General features: G+C 72.6%; 8 protein-coding genes and 1 pseudogene. 5 read left to right on the forward strand and 4 right to left on the reverse strand.

Annotated features, from left to right (window positions below; all coding sequences use genetic code 11):
* Nucleotides 1-57: 57 nt before the first annotated feature.
* From ACFVH0_RS28280 to ACFVH0_RS28300, 5 genes are all read left to right on the forward strand, one after another.
* Nucleotides 58-3171, forward strand: coding sequence for an alpha-N-acetylglucosaminidase (locus tag ACFVH0_RS28280; RefSeq protein ID WP_385824677.1), 3114 nt, complete (start codon nt 58-60; stop codon nt 3169-3171).
* A gap of 71 nt (nt 3172-3242) precedes the next feature.
* Nucleotides 3243-5180, forward strand: coding sequence for a hypothetical protein (locus ACFVH0_RS28285; protein WP_385824679.1), 1938 nt, complete (start codon nt 3243-3245; stop codon nt 5178-5180).
* A gap of 76 nt (nt 5181-5256) precedes the next feature.
* The gene (locus tag ACFVH0_RS28290) at nt 5257-6162 is read left to right on the forward strand and encodes a metal-dependent hydrolase (protein ID WP_385824681.1); all 906 of its coding nucleotides are present in this window, start codon (nt 5257-5259) and stop codon (nt 6160-6162) included.
* A gap of 2 nt (nt 6163-6164) precedes the next feature.
* Nucleotides 6165-7247, forward strand: coding sequence for a PDR/VanB family oxidoreductase (locus tag ACFVH0_RS28295; protein WP_385824683.1), 1083 nt, complete (start codon nt 6165-6167; stop codon nt 7245-7247).
* A 72-nt stretch (nt 7248-7319) separates the two neighbouring features.
* On the forward strand, nt 7320-8042 hold the full coding sequence (locus tag ACFVH0_RS28300) for a TetR/AcrR family transcriptional regulator (RefSeq protein WP_385824684.1): 723 nt from the start codon (nt 7320-7322) through the stop codon (nt 8040-8042).
* Between the two features lie 4 nt (nt 8043-8046).
* On the opposite strand, the gene ACFVH0_RS28305 is transcribed toward ACFVH0_RS28300, so the two are convergent.
* The 4 genes and pseudogenes from ACFVH0_RS28305 to ACFVH0_RS28320 all read right to left on the reverse strand — a co-directional run.
* Entirely contained in the window at nt 8047-8397 is a 351-nt protein-coding gene (locus tag ACFVH0_RS28305) for a 5-carboxymethyl-2-hydroxymuconate Delta-isomerase (RefSeq protein ID WP_385824686.1), read from the reverse strand.
* A gap of 96 nt (nt 8398-8493) precedes the next feature.
* Nucleotides 8494-10530 carry an ATP-binding protein gene (locus tag ACFVH0_RS28310; RefSeq protein WP_385824688.1) on the reverse strand — a complete coding sequence of 679 codons (2037 nt, stop codon included), beginning with the start codon at nt 10528-10530 and terminating at the stop codon, nt 8494-8496.
* A 190-nt stretch (nt 10531-10720) separates the two neighbouring features.
* Nucleotides 10721-16039, reverse strand: coding sequence for a pullulanase-type alpha-1,6-glucosidase (gene pulA, locus ACFVH0_RS28315; protein WP_385824690.1), 5319 nt, complete (start codon nt 16037-16039; stop codon nt 10721-10723).
* A 221-nt stretch (nt 16040-16260) separates the two neighbouring features.
* A pseudogene (locus tag ACFVH0_RS28320) lies at nt 16261-17637 on the reverse strand (alpha-amylase family protein); the annotation flags it as partial.
* Between the last annotated feature and the right edge of the window lie 157 nt (nt 17638-17794).

The raw sequence follows: 17794 nt of genomic DNA on the forward strand, positions 1-17794 counted from the left end.
ACCGCACATACCTGTTGTCGCATGCACCACCATGAACAACACCGAGGAGTGCGGAACATGACGGAACCCACCCTGCCCTTCAGCTCCTCCCGGCCGACCAGACGTGCGCTGCTGGGCACCGCCACGGCCATCGGCGCCGCCGCCGTGGTCGGTGCCGCCGCCCCCGCGCACGCCACCGCCGCGCCGTCCGCCCCCGGCCCGGACCTCGCACCCGCGCACCAGGCGCTCCGGCGTCTGCTGCCGGACCACGCGGACCAGTTCCGTCTCCGCGCCCTCCCCCGGGGCGACGGCGCGCAGGCTCCCGACCGCTTCCGTGTCACCGGGACCACCGGGCGGATCGAGATCGCGGCCACCACCCCGGCCGCCGCCCTGACCGGGGCGCACTGGTACCTCAAGTACAGCTGCGACGCGGTCATTTCGTGGGCCGGCGGCCGCACCGCGCTGCCCCGCCGGCTGCCCGCGCCCCGCACCCCCGTCGAGCGCTCCGCGACGGTCCCCCACCGGTTCGCCCTCAACGACACCCACGACGGCTACACCGCCCCGTACGCCGACTGGCCGCGCTGGGAGCGGATGCTCGACGTCCTGGCCCTGCACGGCTGCAACGAGGTCCTGGTCACCGCCGGTCAGGAGGCGGTCTACCACCGGCTGCTCCAGGACTTCGGCTACAGCGACACCGAGGCCCGCACCTGGCTGCCCGCCCCGTCCCACCAGCCGTGGTGGCTGCTCCAGAACATGAGCGGATACGGCGGCCCGCTCGGCCCCGAGCTGATCGCCCGGCGGGCCGGCCTGGGACGCCGCATCGCCGACCGGATGCGGGAGCTGGGCATGGCGCCGGTGTTCCCCGGCTACTTCGGAACGGTCCCGGACGGCTTCACGGACCGCAACCCGGGCGCCCGCACCGTCCCGCAGGGCACCTGGAACGGGCTGCGCCGGCCCGACTGGCTCGACCCGCGCACCCCCGTCTTCGCCGAGATGGCCGCGGCCTTCTACCGGCACCAGGAGGAACTGTTCGGCCCGGCGGACCACTTCAAGATGGATCTGCTGCACGAGGGCGGCACCGCGGGTGACGTCCCGGTGCCCGACGCCGCCCGTGCCGTCGAGTCGGCGCTGCGGACCGCGCGCCCCGGCGCGACCTGGGTGATCCTCGGCTGGCAGGCCAATCCCCGGCCCTCGATGCTGGAGGCGATCGACACCGGCCGGCTGCTGATCGTCGACGGCCTCTCCGATCTGGACACCGTCACCGACCGGGAGAAGGACTGGGGCGGAGCTCCGTACGCCTTCGGCACCATCCCGAACTTCGGCGGCCGTACGACGATCGGGGCCAATACCGACCGCTGGACGCAGAAGTTCACGGCCTGGCGCGACAGACCGGGCAGCGCCCTGGCCGGCACGGCGTACATGCCGGAGGCGGCCGAGCGCGATCCGGCGGCGTTCGAGCTGTTCAGCGAGCTGGCCTGGCGCAGCGAGAAGGTGGACCGCGAGGGGTGGTTCCGGGCGTACCCGAGGTTCCGCTACGGCGGCCGCGACCGCTCGGCGGAGGCGGCGTTCGCCGCGCTGGCCGCCACGGCGTACCGACTGACGAGCACCGACGGCCGCCCCGTCGACTCCCTCTTCTCCCGCAGGCCGAGCATCACCGCCTCGACCGGCTTCGCCTTCGACCCGGCCGGTTTCGACCGGGCGTTCGCGGCGCTCCTCGACGTACGCCCGTCCCTGCGCGACTCGGACACCTACCGCTACGACCTCACGGATCTGGCCCGGCAGGCGCTCGCCGGCCGGTCCCGGATCCTGCTGCCGCAGCTGCGGGCCGCGCAGGCCGACAAGGACGTGGCACGGTTCCGGGCGCTCGCCGCGCTCTGGCTGAAGCTGATGCGGCTGACGGACACCATGTCGGGCTGCCACCGGGCCTTCCTGCTGGGGCCGTGGCTGGAGGACGCCAAGCGGTCGGCGACGAGTCCGGCGGAGGCGGTGCGGCTGGAGTGGACGGCGCGCACCCTGATCACCACCTGGGCGGACCGGACGGCCGCCGACAACCTCAGCAACTACGCCAACCGCGACTGGCACGGGCTGATGAACGGGGTCCATCTCCCGCAGTGGCAGGCGTACTTGGACGAGCTGACCGACGCGCTCGCGGAGGGCCGGGCCGCGAAGCCGTTCGACTGGTACCCGGGCGAGGAGGAGTGGACCCGGCGGACGGACGCCCATCCGGTACGGGCGACGGGCGATGCCCACCGCACCGCGCGGCGGGTGTTCGAGACCCTGTCCACCGCCCCGTACCAGGGCACCGTCACGGTCCTGGCCGATCCGGTGGCGTTCACCCCGGGCAGCACCGGCACGGTGACGGCCGCCTTCCGCAATCTCAACGGCCTGCGGTCCACCGGCCGGATCGACTTCGCGCTCACCGGCCTGGACGCCACCGCGACGGGTGGAACCTTCCTCGACGAGGTCGCGGCCGGCGGCTCCGGTTCGGTGGACTGGCGGGTCACCGCCCCGTCCGAGCCGCTGACCGCGCCGCTGCGGCCGATGCCGTACGAGCTGAGCACCGCGTACGGGCCGCGCGGCGAGGACCGGGTGAGCGATCTTCGGCGCGGCGCGGTGTACCTGGCGGCGCCGCTGGAGCCGGGCTGGCGCACGTACACGGCGAACGCGGCGGTCTTCGGGCAGCTGGACGGGAAGTTCGCGATCAACGGAGCGGGCCAGGACCTGTGGAAGGGCACCAGCCAGTTCGGCACCGCGTACCGGGAGGGGGCGTGGTCCGACGGTGCGGAGGTGACCGTGCGGGTCGACGCGCAGGAGAACACCGGGGGCTGGGCGCGCTCGGGGCTCGTGGTGCGCAACAGCCTCGCGGCGCCGGGCTCCGCCGGGTTCCTGAACCTGGCGGTGACACCGTCCAACGGTGTGGTGCTCTCGTACGACACGAACGGCGACGGCACCCTGGACGCGTACCGGCGGATCACCGGGATCAAGGCCCCGGTGCTGCTGCGGCTGACCCGGACCGGCGACGGGTGCACGGGTTCCTGCTCCACCGACGGCGGGACGACCTGGCGGACGGTGGCCACGGTCGCCGTGCCGGGGACGGCGGCGGCCCAGGACGTGGGGATCTTCATGAGCGCGACGAACGGCGGGAGCGGGCTGCGCGGCACGGTCGAGTTCAGCGGGTGGCAACTCCGTTGAGGGTACGGCCCGTCGCGGTGCGCCGCGACGGGCCGGGGTGACCATCGCACGATTCGCTCGTTCTGCTGAACGTGCGTCCACTGCCAGAAGTACCTTCCACAGCCGTCCCGGCCGACGGGGAGCAGGCCGGGGCGGCGCTCGTCGAGCACTATCCCCGGCTGGTCCGGCTCGGCTATCTCGTGCTGCCGCCGTCGCTCGGCAGCCACCGCCGGGTGCTGAAGGCGCACGCGCTGGCCCAGCGGTGCCTGCTGTCCGGGCGCCGGGCGGGGGCCGGGGCCGGCATCCCGGTGCCGCGCAGACCCGGCGGCGCCGCGGCGGTGGATCCGTCGTACGCGCACGCACGGCGCCGGGTGCTGCGCGCGGCCCTGGCGGCGGGCCGTCCGCGTCTCGGGTCCGGGCGCGCCCGGCTGCCGTCGCTCCTCCCGCTCGTGTGGGGGCTGCGGCTGTTCCCGCACTCCGGCGGATCGGACGGACTCGCCCTGGAGAACGCCCTGTCGGCGCTCTCCGGTCCCGGCCGCGCCGCCCACGCCCTGCGCGGCCTGGAGGGGCTGGCCGACGCGGAGGTCCGGCGGGCGCTCGCGGGCGCCGGGGTCGCGGACCCGTACGCGGCGCTCGCGGAGGCGGCAAGTGTTCCGGCGCCGTACGCGCTCCTCGGCTCCCCGGAATTCGACCCCTGCTCGCTCCAGGCCCGGCCGCCGGATCTGCTGCGCCGCCGCCGGTACGCGAAGGCGGCGCTGGCGGCCGTCGCGGCACTGCTGGTGTGCGGGGCGCTGCTGGGGCTGCCGGGCCAGGGCTGGGGGCGCGGCGCTCCGACCGGGGCGCAGTACACCCGGGCCGCCGTCGCCGAACAGGCCCTGGATCCGGACCGGGTGAGCCGGGTGTCCGCGACGTTCTGGCAGCGTTCACCGCGTACCGACTTCACCTCCTGGCCCACCCGTGGCGACCGTGCCGGGGACACCGGGCTGCTGCGCCGGGCGCTCTCCGTCTGGGCTCACCCGGACGGCACGGTGCGTACCTCGACGACCCCGGACACCCCCGTCGGGCCTCCGATGGGTGCGCCGCAACTGCTGTACGCGGGCGAGGTGGACGGGGTGGCGGTGGTGCTGTTCCACGACGGGCTGCGCGTCGTGCGGTACGCGGAGCCGCTGGACGCCGGCCGGGACGAGGGTGTCGCGCTCGACTTCGCCCGGGTCGACGGCGCGGACCGGGCGTCGGCCGCCGCGCTCATCGTGGCGCGGGCGGGCGACCGGATCCGCTACCTCACCGCGCCCTGGGTGACGGCGGTTTCGGTGCGGGACCTGCTGGCGCCGGGCGGCGCCCCACACCCGCTGCGGCGCGGCCCCGACGGGGTGACCGCCGCGCTGACCAGCCCGGCGACGGCCCGCGACTGCCGTGCCTGGGAGGTGGTCGAGGTCCGCGACGGCCGGTCGGCCCGGCTGATGGCGGACCTCGGCGAACTGGCCCCGGCCCGGCTCACCTCGGGCCCGCCGTCCGCGCCGCACGATGTCACCGGGCGGGCCGAGCGGGACAGCTGGGCGCGGACCGCCTGTCTGCTGCCGGCGGTGCGCTCGCACGGGGTGCGGTCGGTGAACTCCTGGCAGTACGCCGTGCAGTCGCTGCCCGAGGACAACGGCTCCGCGCGCTGGCTCTGCACCCGGGCGGAGACCTGGCGGGGTACCGGCAGCCGGGTCCTCGCCCAGTTCCAGGCCCCGTCGGCGCCGGCCGCCGCGACGGGCGGGCCGCCCGGAGCGGTCGCGGCCAGGGCCGAGGACTCCCCGGCCTGCGGGGCGCGTGATCCCCGGGTGCTGGCCGGGGTGCTGTGGAAGTCGCAGGGCGGGCGCTGGTACGTACTGGCGGCGGGCAGTGCGCAGTTCGCCTCGCTGACCGCGTCGGGCGGGGTGGCGGCGCGCTCCGACGGCCGACTGCTCGCCGCACCGGCGCGGGCGGGCGACCGCGCGCGGCTGAACGGGACGCTGATGGACGGCAGTCGGGCGGGCGCGCTGCGCTGACGGCCCGTTCTCCCGGGCGTCAGGAATTCGCCGCACGCCTCTGTTCCGGCGGCTTACCTCTCAGTACATTGACAATATGTCTAACACGCAGCCGGCGCCGGTCGCCTCGGAGCGGACGCCTCTCAAGGCCCGCAAGGTCTCCTTCGCCTGGGAGAAAACTCCCCTGCACTGGGTTCCGGGCGACCCGTTCACCACGCACACCATCAATGTGCTCCACCTCCTGCTGCCCGCCGGAGAACGCTGGTTCATCCACGTGTACCGGCAGGTGCTGCCGTACATCCACGACGAGCAGCTGCGCCAGGACGTCATCGGCTTCATCGGCCAGGAGGCCGTGCATTCCCAGGCGCACGACGACGTCCTGCCCCGCCTGAAGGAGCTCGGTCTCGACCCGACGCCGTACACCGCGCAGGTCGACTGGTTCTTCGAGAAGCTGCTCGGCGACCGGACGCTGCCGCCCGGCCGGGCGCGCAAGTGGTGGCTGATGGAGCGGGTGGCGCTGATCGCGGCGATCGAGCACTACACCGCATTTCTCGGCGACTGGGTGCTGAACGCCGACGAGCTGGACCGGCGCGGCGCCGATCCGATGATGCTGGACCTGCTGCGCTGGCACGGCGCGGAGGAGGTCGAGCACCGCTCGGTCGCGTTCGAGGTGTTCATGCATGTCGACGGCGGCTACCCGCGCCGGGCCCGCACCTGGGCCACGGCGTTCAGCGCGCTGGTCTTCCTCTGGCAGCGCGGCATCCGCTTCTTCATGGAGAACGATCCGAGCCTGCTGAACGGGAAGGGCTCGTTCAAGGACTTCTACCTCGGCGGCAGGCGCGGCACCCTGCCCGCCACCGGTGATCTGCTGCGCTCGGTACCCCGCTATCTGAGCCGGGACTACCACCCCTCACAGGAGGGCAGCACGGCCCAGGCCATCGACTATCTCGCCCACTCGCCCGCGGCCACCGCCGCCGAGGCCCGTATGACGGGAACCAGCTGACCATGCCGCTCCCCCTGCCCCGCCTGCGCACCGTCGTCCTGGTCGCGGGCGCCGCACTGCTGGCCAAGCGCGCCCTGCACCGCCGGATCCAGGACTCCCCGCTGTGGCCGCTGCCGGCCCTGGAGGAACCGGTCTCGGGCCGGTCCGGGCGACGGACCACGGCCACCCGCCGGCTGCTGATAACCGAGCGGACCGCCCCGGCCGAGGGCGTCGTACAGCTCCGTCTCGAAGGCTCCGCCCTACCGCCGTGGCAGCCCGGCGCGCACCTGGATCTCCTGCTGCCCTCCGGCCTGGTCCGCCAGTACTCGCTGTGCGGCGATCCGGCCGACCCCGACACGTACACCATCGCGACGCGGCTGGTCGAGGACGGCCGGGGCGGCTCCCGCGAGGTCCACGCGCAGCTCCACGAGGGCGAGGAGGTGGAGATCCGCGACCCGCGCAACCGTTTCCCGCTCGCCGACGCCCCGGCGTACCTGTTCGTCGCGGGCGGCATCGGCATCACCCCGATCCTGCCGATGCTGCGGTCCGTCGCCGCCTCGGGCGCCGACTGGCGCCTGCTGTACGGCGGACGGACCCGCGCCTCGATGCCGTTCCTGGACGAGATCGAGAAGCTGGGCGCGGAGGGCGGCCGGGTGACGGTGGTCGCCGAGGACGAGGCGGGCCACCCGGACGCCGCGGCGGCCCTGGCGGAGACGGCGCAGGGCACGGCCGTCTACTGCTGCGGCCCCGAACCCCTGATGGACGCCGTCGCAGCCGCCCTCCCGCCCGGCCGCACCCTCCATCTGGAGCGCTTCACGGCGGCGACCGGCTCGTCGGCCGGCTCCGGCCCGTTCGAGGTCGAGCTGCGCCGCTCCGGCCGCACGGTCCGGGTGGCGGCGGACCAGTCGGTGCTGGCGGCGGTGCGCGAGGAGCTGCCGTACGTCTCGTACTCCTGCGAGCAGGGCTTCTGCGGGACGTGCCAACAGCGCGTCCTGGAGGGCGAGATCGACCACCGCGACGAACTCCTGACGGACTCGGAGCGGGACGGCTCGATGCTGATCTGTGTGTCCCGGTGCCGGGGCGAGCGGCTGGTGCTGGATCTGTAGGAACGGCGGGGCGGCGAGGTCGGGGCCGCCCGCCGCCCCTGCCCCGCCGCCCCACTCGGTACGCTGTTCACCATGACGACCGGGGTGCGGCGCAGGATGGGCGTCGAGGAGCGCAGACAGCAATTGATCGGTGTCGCGCTGGAGTTGTTCAGTCACCGAGCCCCTGACGAGGTGTCGATCGATGAGATCGCGGCCGCCGCGGGCATCTCGCGGCCGTTGGTCTACCACTACTTCCCGGGGAAGCAGAGCCTGTACGAGGCCGCGCTGCGCCGGGCCGCCGACGAGCTGGCGGCCCGGTTCGTGGAACCCCGCGAGGGTCCGCTGGGCACCAGGCTGCTGCGGGTGATGGGGCGGTTCTTCGACTTCGTCGAAGAGCACGGCCCGGGGTTTTCGGCGCTGATGCGGGGCGGCCCCGCGGCGGGGTCCTCGACGGCGAACGCGATGATAGACGGGGTGCGGCAGGCCGCCTGCGAGCAGATCCTGTCCCATCTGGGGGTCGAGGATCCGCCGGCCCGGCTGGAGCTGGTCGTGCGTTCCTGGGTGTCGCTGGCCGAGTCGACGGCGCTGATCTGGCTGGACGGACGACGGATTCCGCGCGAGGAGCTGGAGGTGCAGCTGGTGCACGACTTCGCCGCGCTGGCCGCGGTGAGCGCCGCGTACGACGCGGAGATGGCGGGCATCGTGCTGCGGGTGCTCGGCCAGGAGCCGGCGGACGGTCCCTTCGGGGAGCTGCTGGACCGCCTCTCCGCGCTGGCGCCCGCCGTACCCGCCGTTCCCGCGCAGCGGCTGCCGTAGCGGCTCAGCGCTTGTCGTAGGACGGGTCCAGATCGCGGGTCTCCGCCGACGCGTGGACGGTGACGTCGGGGCCGGGTGCGAGGTGTGCCGCGGCCAACTCCAGTACGGAGGAGGTCAGTCGGGCCTTGGTCTCCGGGCTGCGGCCGGGCAGCATCGCGATCGATATGTGCAGGACCGCGTCACCGGCGGCCGTGTCGCCGGCCACGAAGTCCTGCACGCGCCGGAAGCGGGTCTTGCAGGCGGCGATCTTCGTGGTGACCGTCTCGGCGACCAGCGGGTGCAGGGCGAGCGCGAAGCCGCGGCGGTCGAAGCTGTCGTCGAGCTCGGCTGAGTAGTCGACGGTGATCTGCGGCATCTTGCGCTCCTCGTTGCGGGGCCGAGGGGACGGCCCGTTGTCGGACCTCACACTTACGCTGATCGACGTGTCCGTGCAAGGTGTGCCGGCCGCGCCCTACATGAGCAGTTCGCCCTGGAGTGCGGCCGCCAGGCCGACCTCCGCGTTGTCGGCCCGGCCCCGTTCGAAGGCCCGCTGGTAGGCGGCGTCGCCGACGGCCTCGCGGGCCTGGCGTTCGCATGCCTCGCGCAGCGGGCCCAGTTCGGGGGTGCCGCGTTGTGGCTGGCCGACCATGCGCCAGTACACCTGTCCGGTGCCGTAGACCCGGGCCGCCCGGGCGCCCGCGCCCTGGGCGGCGATCGCCGCGGCCAGGATGTCCAGGCCCAGCGCGATGCCGAAGCGGTCGCGCATGCGGTGCTTGCCCGCGAGCATCGAGCGGGCGTGGGCGGCGGAGGTTTCGGCGTCGCCCTGCAGCAGGGCGATCAGGGCGAGCTGGTAGTCGACGTAGCTGCGGGTCCAGCACTCGTCCTGGGCCACGCAGACCGCGCGCAGGACCGCGGCGGCCTCCGCCGCCTCGTCCAGCCGCCCGAGGCCGGTCAGCGCGAAGACCGTGATGAGCCGGCAGCGCAGCCGGTAGGCCTTTTCGAGCGGGGTGGCGCTTCCGGTCGAGCGCAGGACCCGGTCGACCTCGCGCAGGCCCGCCTCGGGGCGGCCGGTCATCAGATGGGTGAGGCCGCACAGATAGGCGGCGGCGAGGATGCCCTCGTCGGTGCCGTCGCGCGTGGCTTCCCTGGTGCACTCCCGGCCCACCCGGCGGGCAGCCGGGTAGTCGCCCTGGAGCATGACGGTGATGCCCAGCACCCACAGGGCTCGGGTGCGGTGGGGGCCCTCGGCCGGTCCGGCGGCCAGGGCGCGCCGGGCGTACTCGCGGGTCTGCGGGAGATGGCCGCAGCAGCACCAGAAGAAGCCGATCCGTCCCGCCATCTCCTGGGCGGCCGCGGTGTCGTGGGCCAGCAGGTGGTCCAGGGCGGCGCAGAGGTCAGCGTGCGCTTCGGCGATGCGGTGGTACCAGCTGATCTGGTCGTCGCCGGTCCAGCCGGCGTGGGCGTTGCGGGCCAGGCCGAGGAAGCAGGCGGCGTGCCGGTCGGCGGCGGCGCGTTCCTCGCCGAGTTCGGCGAGCCACATCCGCCCGTACTCGCGGATGGTGTCGAGCATGCGGTGCCGTACGCCGTCCCGGCCGACGACGGACTTGGCGACCAGGCCCTTCAGCGCCCTGGTCACACCGGCCGGGGTGAGCGGTCCCCCGGCGCAGACCTCGCGGGCCGCGGCCTCGTCGAAGTCGCCGCGCAGCACGGTCAGCCGGGCCCACAGCAGCCGCTCCAGCGGGGTGCACAGCTCATGGCTCCAGCCGATGGCGGTGCGCAGGGTGCGGTGGCGGGGCGGCCAGATCGAGGCGTCGGCGGGTACGTCGAAGCGGGTTCTGATCCGGGCGGCGACCTGCTGGACGGTGTCCCGGCCGAGGGCCCCGGCCGCGAGTTCGACGGCGAGCGGAATGCCTTCGACGCGGCGGCAGATCTCGGCGGCTGCCTCCGCGTTGCCCGGCTCGTCGAGGGACAGCTCGGGGGCCGCGGCGGATGCCCGGTCCCGGAACAGCGTCAGCGCGTCGGCCGCGCCCTCGACGGGCAGCGGGTCCACCTCGACGACGTGTTCGCCCTTGATGCTCAGGGGCTGGCGGCTGGTGGCGAGCACGGTGAGGCCGGGCGATGTCGTGAGGATCTCGCCGAGCAGGTGTGCGCAGGCGGGGCGCAGATGTTCGCACGAGTCGAGGATCAGCAGCATTTCCTTGTCGACGAGCCATTCGCACAGGGCGTCGATGGGCATGCGCAGGGTGTGGTCGGAGAGCCCGACGGCGTCGGAGACGGTCGCGATGAGCAGTCCGTCGTCGTGCAGCGGTGACAGGTCGGCCCACCACGCGCCGTCGCGGTGTCCGGCCGCCGCCTGCCGGGCGGCGCGGACCGCGAGCCGGGTCTTGCCGACGCCACCGCTGCCGGTGAGCGTGGTCAGCCGGTGCGTGGCGAGGGTGTGTTCGAGCCGGGCAAGTTCGGCTTTCCGTCCGACAAAGCTCGTTGTCTCCTCGGGGATGTTGCTCGCCATGGTCACCGTCGCTGAAACAGGTGGACCGGCCGGTCCCGGACCCTGGTTCCGGTACGGCGCAGGCATGCGGGGACGCCTGCGCCGTCCGGAGAGGGGCCGGGACCGGCCGGGGGGTGGGAGGGCGCGCCGGGGGTGCGGTGCTGCGGCATTCCCCGGCGGCTGCTGCCTCCCAACGTATCCCTGTCCGGGCTCAACTCAGGGAGAACACCGCCACCGTACGTCCCGGGACGGTGAATCTTCCCGAACTCCTGTCATATGTGGACTTCTTGACAGTAAGATCCGCGCCCGCAGCCTGGACGGGGTGCAGCGCGTACTGCTTCCCGGCCAGTTCGGCGACCGTCTGGGTTTCTGTGCCGGGGGCCGCGTTGAGGACGACCACCAGCTTCCCGAGCCGCATGGTGATCACCCCGGGCGTCTCGTCCTTCCCGGAGAGCGGGAAGGACAGGGCGGACTGCACCTGCCCGGTCGTGGCGAGGGAGAAGTCCTGCTCGGTGGAGCGGATGGTGAGCAGATCCCGGTACGCGGCGGACGCGCCGTCGATCTGTGCGCAGCCGGGATTCGGCGCGGCATCGGCCAGCAGCGGCTTCGCGTAGGACCACTTGGACTCGTTGTCGGCGGCCGGCGGCAGCCCGCGGCCGAAGCCGTTGCCGTCGCGGCAGTCCCAGTGCAGGGCGTTGAACCAGTCGCCGCTGTCGTACGAGTTGCGGTCCAGGGACTTGGAGCGCAGCAGGTCGGTGCCCGCCTGGGAGAGCGAGGGCCCCTGCGAGAGGGTGGCCGTCGCCATCGCCAGGACCTGCATGCGGGCCCGGTCGGCCGCCGGGGTGCCCGCCGGGAGCTTGAAGGCGAGCGCGTCGTACAGCGATTCGTTGTCGTGGGCGTCCGCGTAGGCGAGGGCGTCGCCGGGGGCGGCGGCGTATCCGGCGGGGGCTCCGTTGTAGTCGACGCCGGAGCCCTTGACCGTGCGGCCCGAGGAGTCGGTGAAGGTGTAGTCGGCGAGGTTGCCGGTGAGGCCGACCTTGATCAGGTCCTGGTAGTGGAGCAGCCGGGCCTTCTGTTCGGCCTTCGTCCCGTTGGCGGCCGAGGTGTTGGGGTCGGTGTAGAGGCCGGTGGCGAAGCCCTGTACGCCCGGGTCCTCGTCGAAGGGGCTGCCGCCGCGGACGGCGTCGCGGGACCGGTCGGAGAAGGTGGCGATGCCGGTTCCGGCCATGTTCTTCTGGGTGGCCTGGACGAAGCGGGCGTCGTCGGCGATCTCACCGAAGTTCCAGCCCTCCCCGTACAGGATGATCTTCTTCCCGTCGATGCCGTCCTTCGCCACGGTCAGCGCGTCGAGCGCCTTGCGGACCGCGAGGATGTTCGCCCTGGGGTGGTGGCCCATCAGGTCGAAGCGGAAGCCGTCGACCTTGTACTCCTTGGCCCAGGTGACCACCGAGTCGACGACCAGCTTGCCCATCATGGTGTTCTCGGGGGCGGTGTTGGCGCAGCAGGTGGAGGTGGCGACGGTGCCGTCGTCCAGCAGCCGCTGGTAGTAGCCGGGCACGATCCGGTCGAGTACGGACTTGTCGTCCTGGCCGGAGGCGACGGTGTGGTTGTAGACGACGTCCATGACGGTCCTCAGCCCCGCGCCGTTGAGCCCCTGCACCATCTGCCGGAACTCGACGGTGCGCCGGGTGCCGTCGGGGTCGGAGGCGTACGAGCCCTCGGGGACGGTGTAGTGCAGCGGGTCATAGCCCCAGTTGAACCCGTCCTTCGCGGCGGCCTTCGCCACGCAGGCCTGCTGTTCCTCGGAGTCGGGGGCATACACGGAGAGGTCACAGGCCGGCTTCTGCTGAGCGGACTTCTTCTCGGGGATGGTGCCGATGTCGAAGGCGGGCAGCAGATGTACGTAGCTGGTCCCGGAGTCCGCGAGCCGCTTGAGGTGCTTCATCCCGTCGGAGCGGGTGTCGGTGAAGGCGAGGTATTCGCCGGGGTGGGCCGAGGTGCGGTCCGCGATCGAGAAGTCGCGGATGTGCAGCTCCTGGATCTGGGCGTCGCGCAGCGGTACGGCGGCGGGTTTCCGCAGCCCGGACCAGCCCTTCGGCGCGAGGGCCGGGTCGTCCAGGTCGACGACGAGGCTGCGGGCGGAGTCGGTGGTCAGGGCGGTGGAGTACGGGTCGGTGACCTTGTTGGTGACCATCTTCCGGACGGTGGGCGCCCAGACGTCGACCGCGTAACGGTAGGGCTTGCCGGTCCACTTCGCGGTGCCGGTGACGGACCAGACGCCGGTGCGGTCGTCGCGCCGCATCGGGACGCTGCGGCCGTCGAGTTCGAGGGCGACGGTACGGGCGGTGGGCGCCCAGACGGACAGGGTGGGCCGGCCGTGGCGGTCGAAGACCGGGCCGAGCGAGGCGCCGGCCGCGTGTCTGCCGTACAGGTCGTCGAGCACGCCCGCGCTCTGTACGCCGGTGGCCGCGAGCAGGGCGCCGTTGGCGGCGCGCTGGGTGGCGATCAGCTGGCCGCGCAGCGCCTCAGGGACCCGGTCCCGGTCGCGGACGTCGACGGTGAACGCGGGGTGGTCCTTGAGGTGCGGGTACTTCGCCTTCTGCGCGTCGGTCAGCGCGGACGGGGTGAGCCGCAGCCATTGGCCCTCGTCGGAGAGCGCCCCGTCGACGACGGAGATGCCGCCGTTCTTCGCGTAGACGAGCTGCTGGCTGGTGGCCCCGGTGGCCTTCACCTTCCATACGACGGTGTCGGCGTCGATCCACTGCGCCTCGGCCTCGGTGAGGTCGGGTGTGGGTATGCCGCCGGTCTGCGGCAGCAGGTAGCCGGGGGTCGCGCCGAGCATCCAGACCTCGTGCCCGTAGGTGGCGAGGTCGAGCGACTGGTCGCTGGGGAGGTCCTTCTCGTCGCCCTTGTGCAGGATGTAGCTGAGCGAGGTGGCGCCGTCGGTGAGCGGCACCTCGAAGGTGACGCCGGAGGCGTCCTTCTTCACCGGCCGGAGCGGCCTGGCCCAGTCGGTGGGGTCCTCGGCGCCGGTCCAGGTGTGCAGCCCCCAGCCGTCGTAGTCGCCGTCGGGCCGGTAGTAGTGCAGGACGGCCTTGGTGGTGTCCTGCGGCGGGTAGGCGCCGTCGGGGGCCTTGTCGGCCTGGCCGTCCTGGCCCTGCTCGATCCAGACCTGTCCGGTCCTGGCGAGTTCGACGGTGCGCTGCGGCCCGTCGGCGGTGCCGTCCTTCTCGACGGTGTACGGGACGGTGGAGGCGCCCTCGTCGAGCTTCAGCCAGGCGAAGGCCCCGTAGGCGTCGCGCCCGGCGAACTGCGCTGTGCGGTCACCGGACTTGAGTGTCCAGCCCGTGTAGTCGCCGTCCGCGCGTCTGTAGTGGACGACCGCGTGGTCGCGCTCGACGGCCACCGGCTTCTCGGGGGCGGGAGCCTGTCCGGCGGTGGTCCCGGCGAGGGCGCTCGCGGTGCGTCCGGCGCGGTCGACGACGACCGCCTTGTAGCGCAGCGGGGTTCCGGCCGCCACCTTGCCGTCCAGGTGCTGGGTGACCTTGTACGGGGCGTGGTCGGCGGAACCGAGCGTGGCCCACTTCCCGTTGCCGGTCTGCGCGGCGAAGACGACCCGGTTCAGGCCGCCGCCGTCGATGTCGGCGGAGATCTCGACGGTGCCGGTGGCCCCGGCGGCGGGCGCCTTCAGGGTGATGGCCGGCTTGGCGGCCGGGGCACCCATCGGCTTCTCGGCGCGCAGCACGAGGCTGGAGAGCGCGGGGACGGTGACGGTGACCTTCTTGTCGGAGCCGCTCCGAACGACACCCGAACCGCCGTACAGCGTCCGGAAGTTCATGCCGGCGGATGCGGTGGGCAGCTCGACGGTCCGCGGTCCGGTGCCGTTGTTGGTGGCGACGAGGTACTCGTTCGGCTTCCGGGGGTCCGTGCGGGAGAACGCGTAGACGGACCCTTCCGCGTGGCGCTCGGTCTGGACGCCGTCGCGCAGGGCCGGGTTCTTCCGGGTGAGTTCGGAGAGCGCGGCGATGTTCCGGTACAGGGGATGGCCGGGGTCGTACGCGTCGGTGGCGTGGGTACGGTCGGTGCCCAGTTCGTCGTCGTCGAGGTAGTCGGCGGTCTTCGAGGCGAACATGGTCTGGCGGGCGTCCTTGTCGCCGCCCGCGCCGGTGAAGCCCTGCTCGTCGCCGTAGTAGACGACGGGATTGCCCCGGCCCAGGAACATCAGCTCGTTGGCGAGCTCCGCGCGCCGGAGGAGTTCCGCGTCGTCGGCCTTCGGGTTGTCCTGCTTCAGGAAGGTGCCGATGCGGCCCATGTCGTGGTTGCCGAGGAAGGTCACCTGCTCGTAGGCGTTGGCCTTGTCGGTGGTGTAGCGGTAGTCGTCGCCGAAGACGGCGGCGAGCTTCGAGGCCGGGGCGCCCTGGGAGGCGTACTGGCGTGCCGCTTCCTGGAAGGGGAAGTCGAGCGTCGCGTCGAGCCGGCCCCGGGTGACGTAGGGCGAGGTGATGGCGGTGTCGGCGGAGTAGACCTCGCCGAACATGAAGAAGTCCTCGCGTCCGTGCTCGGCCGCGTAGGTGTCCAGGGCGGTCGCCCACCGGGTCCAGAAGTCCAGGTCGACGTGTTTGACGGTGTCGATCCGGAAGCCGTCGATGTCGAAGTCGCGGACCCACTTCTCGTAGATCCTCGCCATGCCGGTCACGACCTCGGGCCGCTCGGTCCACAGATCGTCCAGCCCGGAGAAGTCGCCGTACTCGGCGGACTCGCCGGCGAAGGTCGAGTCGCCCCGGTTGTGGTACATCGTCGGGTCGTTGAGCCAGGCCGGGACCTTGTCGTTCGCGGTGTTGCCCGGCGTGTACGGGAACGAGTCCGCGTCCACCTTCGCCAGGCCCTTGCTGTCGTCGAACGGGCGGCCGTTCTCGTCCAGGTACGGGTAGGCGCCCTTCGGCCGGTAGCCGTATGCCTTCTCGGCGTAGTCGACGGTGTCGGCGGTGTGGTTGGTGATGACGTCGAAGAAGACCTTCATGCCCTTGGCGTGGGCCTTGCCGATCAGCTTCGTCAGATCGGCGTTGGTCCCGAAGTGCGGGTCGACCCGGGTGAAGTCGGTGATCCAGTAGCCGTGGTAGCCGGCCGAGGCGCCCTTGCCGGTGCCCTGGACGGGGCGGTTCTTGAAGATCGGGGCGAGCCAGATGGCGGTGGTGCCGAGGCCCTTGATGTAGTCGAGCCGCTCTGTCAGGCCCTTGAGGTCGCCGCCCTGGTAGAAGCCCTTGTCCGTGGGGTCGTACCCGGTCTTCAGGCGCGAACCGGTGAGCCCGCCGCGGTTGTTGGACGTGTCGCCGTCGGCGAACCGGTCGGGCATGACGAAGTAGAACTGCTCGCGGGTCAGGTCGTGCCGCGCGGGTGCCTGGGCGAGCTTCGCGTCCGAGGGCGGGCCCGGGGGTCTCGGCGCGGCCGATGCGGTGGCCGCCGGGACGACAGGGAGGAGCGCCGCGCAGAGTGCGGCGACGGCTCCCCGCCTGAGGGTGGAACGGGACACGGGCTGGGTCTCCTTGTGTACGGGTGGGGGGCTCGGCCGGTGCGGGACGGGTGCACCGGGAGGGGATGTGTCGGGGCGATCCCCGCAGGGTGACGCAGCAGGTGAGCGCCTTGACCGCGGTGTGCGGCGAGTCCGCGTCACCCGAGGAGACGCCCCGGTGCGGCCCCGGGCCCCGGGTCACCAGGCGGTCCGGGGCCGCACGTGGCGGGTCAGGCGGTCGCGCAGTTCCGGGCGTTCACCTGGAGAGCCACCGCCGTGTTCGCGCCCAGGGTCGCGGTGAACCGGCCGGAGCCGTTCACCGTGACGCCGTTGCCGGACTGGATGTCGCAGTAGTCACCGGCGGGCAGCGAGGTCTGGAACGTACGGGTCAGCGCGGAGCCCTCGTGGTTGATCGCGACGTACGCCTTGGCGCCGCGGCCGAACGCGATCCGGTCGCCTCCGTCGTCCCACCAGTCGGTGACGGCCTCGCCGCGCGCGGTGTTGCGGAAGCCGACCATGGAGGAGATCTCGCGCCAGGCGTGCTGGCACTTCCAGCCGTCGCTGTAACAGGCGTTCACCGTGCCGCCGTTGGGCGGGCCCGCGTCCTTGTCGGACCACTCGTAGCCGGAGTGGACGTCGGGCGAGCCGTACGGCCAGGCCAGCATGAAGACATTGGCGAGGGTGTAGTTCGCGCCGTCCTTGTAGTTCAGCGTGTCGCCGCCGCGCTCGGTGTCGTGGTTGTCGACGAAGACCGCGGCCTTCGACGACGGCATGAAGCCCCAGCCCTCGCCGTAGTTCTTCAGATAGGCGAGGTTCTCGTTGTTGAAGACCTGCTTGAGGCCGCGGGCGTACCGGAATTCCTGGACGTCCCCGGTGCCGGTGTACTCGTCGGGCGAGACCGCCTCGCCCGCGCCGTATATCGCCTCCTGCTTCCAGTGGACGTTCGGGTCGCTCAGCCGTGACTTGATGTTCGCCAGGTCGGCGGCGGGCATGTGTTTGGCGGCGTCGATCCGGAAGCCGTCCACGCCCAGGGAGCGCAGGTCGTCCAGGTAGGCGGCGATCCGGCCGCGCACGTAGTCCTCGCCGGTGTCCAGGTCGGCGAGGCCGACGAGTTCGCAGTTCTGGACGTTGGCGCGGTCCTGGTAGTTGCTGATCTGCGCGGTGCAGTCGTCCATGTCGGCCGCGGAGTAGACGCCGGGGTAGTCGTATTTGGTGTACGAGGAGCCGCCGGTGCCGGTGCCCGATCCGGCCGACATGTGGTTGATGACGGAGTCCGCGACGACCTTGACGCCGGCCGCATGGCAGGTGTTGACCATGGCGGCGAAGGAGGCGCGGTCGCCGAGCCGTCCGGCGACCCTGTAGCTGACCGGCTGGTACGAGGTCCACCACTGGCCGCCCTGGATGTGCTCCTGGGGCGGCGAGACCTGTACGTAGCCGTAGCCGGCCGGGCCGAGGGAGTCCGTGCAGGCCCTGGCCACCGAGTCGAACTTCCACTCGAAGAGGACCGCGGTGACGTCCTTGTCGCCGGGGGCGGCGGCCTGAGCGGTCGTGGTGGGGGCCACGAGGGCGGCGGCGCCTGCTGCCAGGGCGAGCGCCGCGGACAGTGGTCTGCGTGCCATGTTTCCTCCTGCTGTGGGGGGAAATGCGGGTGACGGTGCAGCCTCACGTGGCAACGCGCCCTGCCCTCAAGGCTCCTGAAGGTTCTTGCTGCAAGAATGCAAACCTTGCCGCGGTGGAGACCGTACGAGCCCGTCAGGTTCCGGTCAACCCTTTGGA

The sequence above is a fragment of the Streptomyces sp. NPDC127117 genome (assembly GCF_042677325.1).
In the GTDB taxonomy this organism is placed as follows: domain Bacteria; phylum Actinomycetota; class Actinomycetes; order Streptomycetales; family Streptomycetaceae; genus Streptomyces.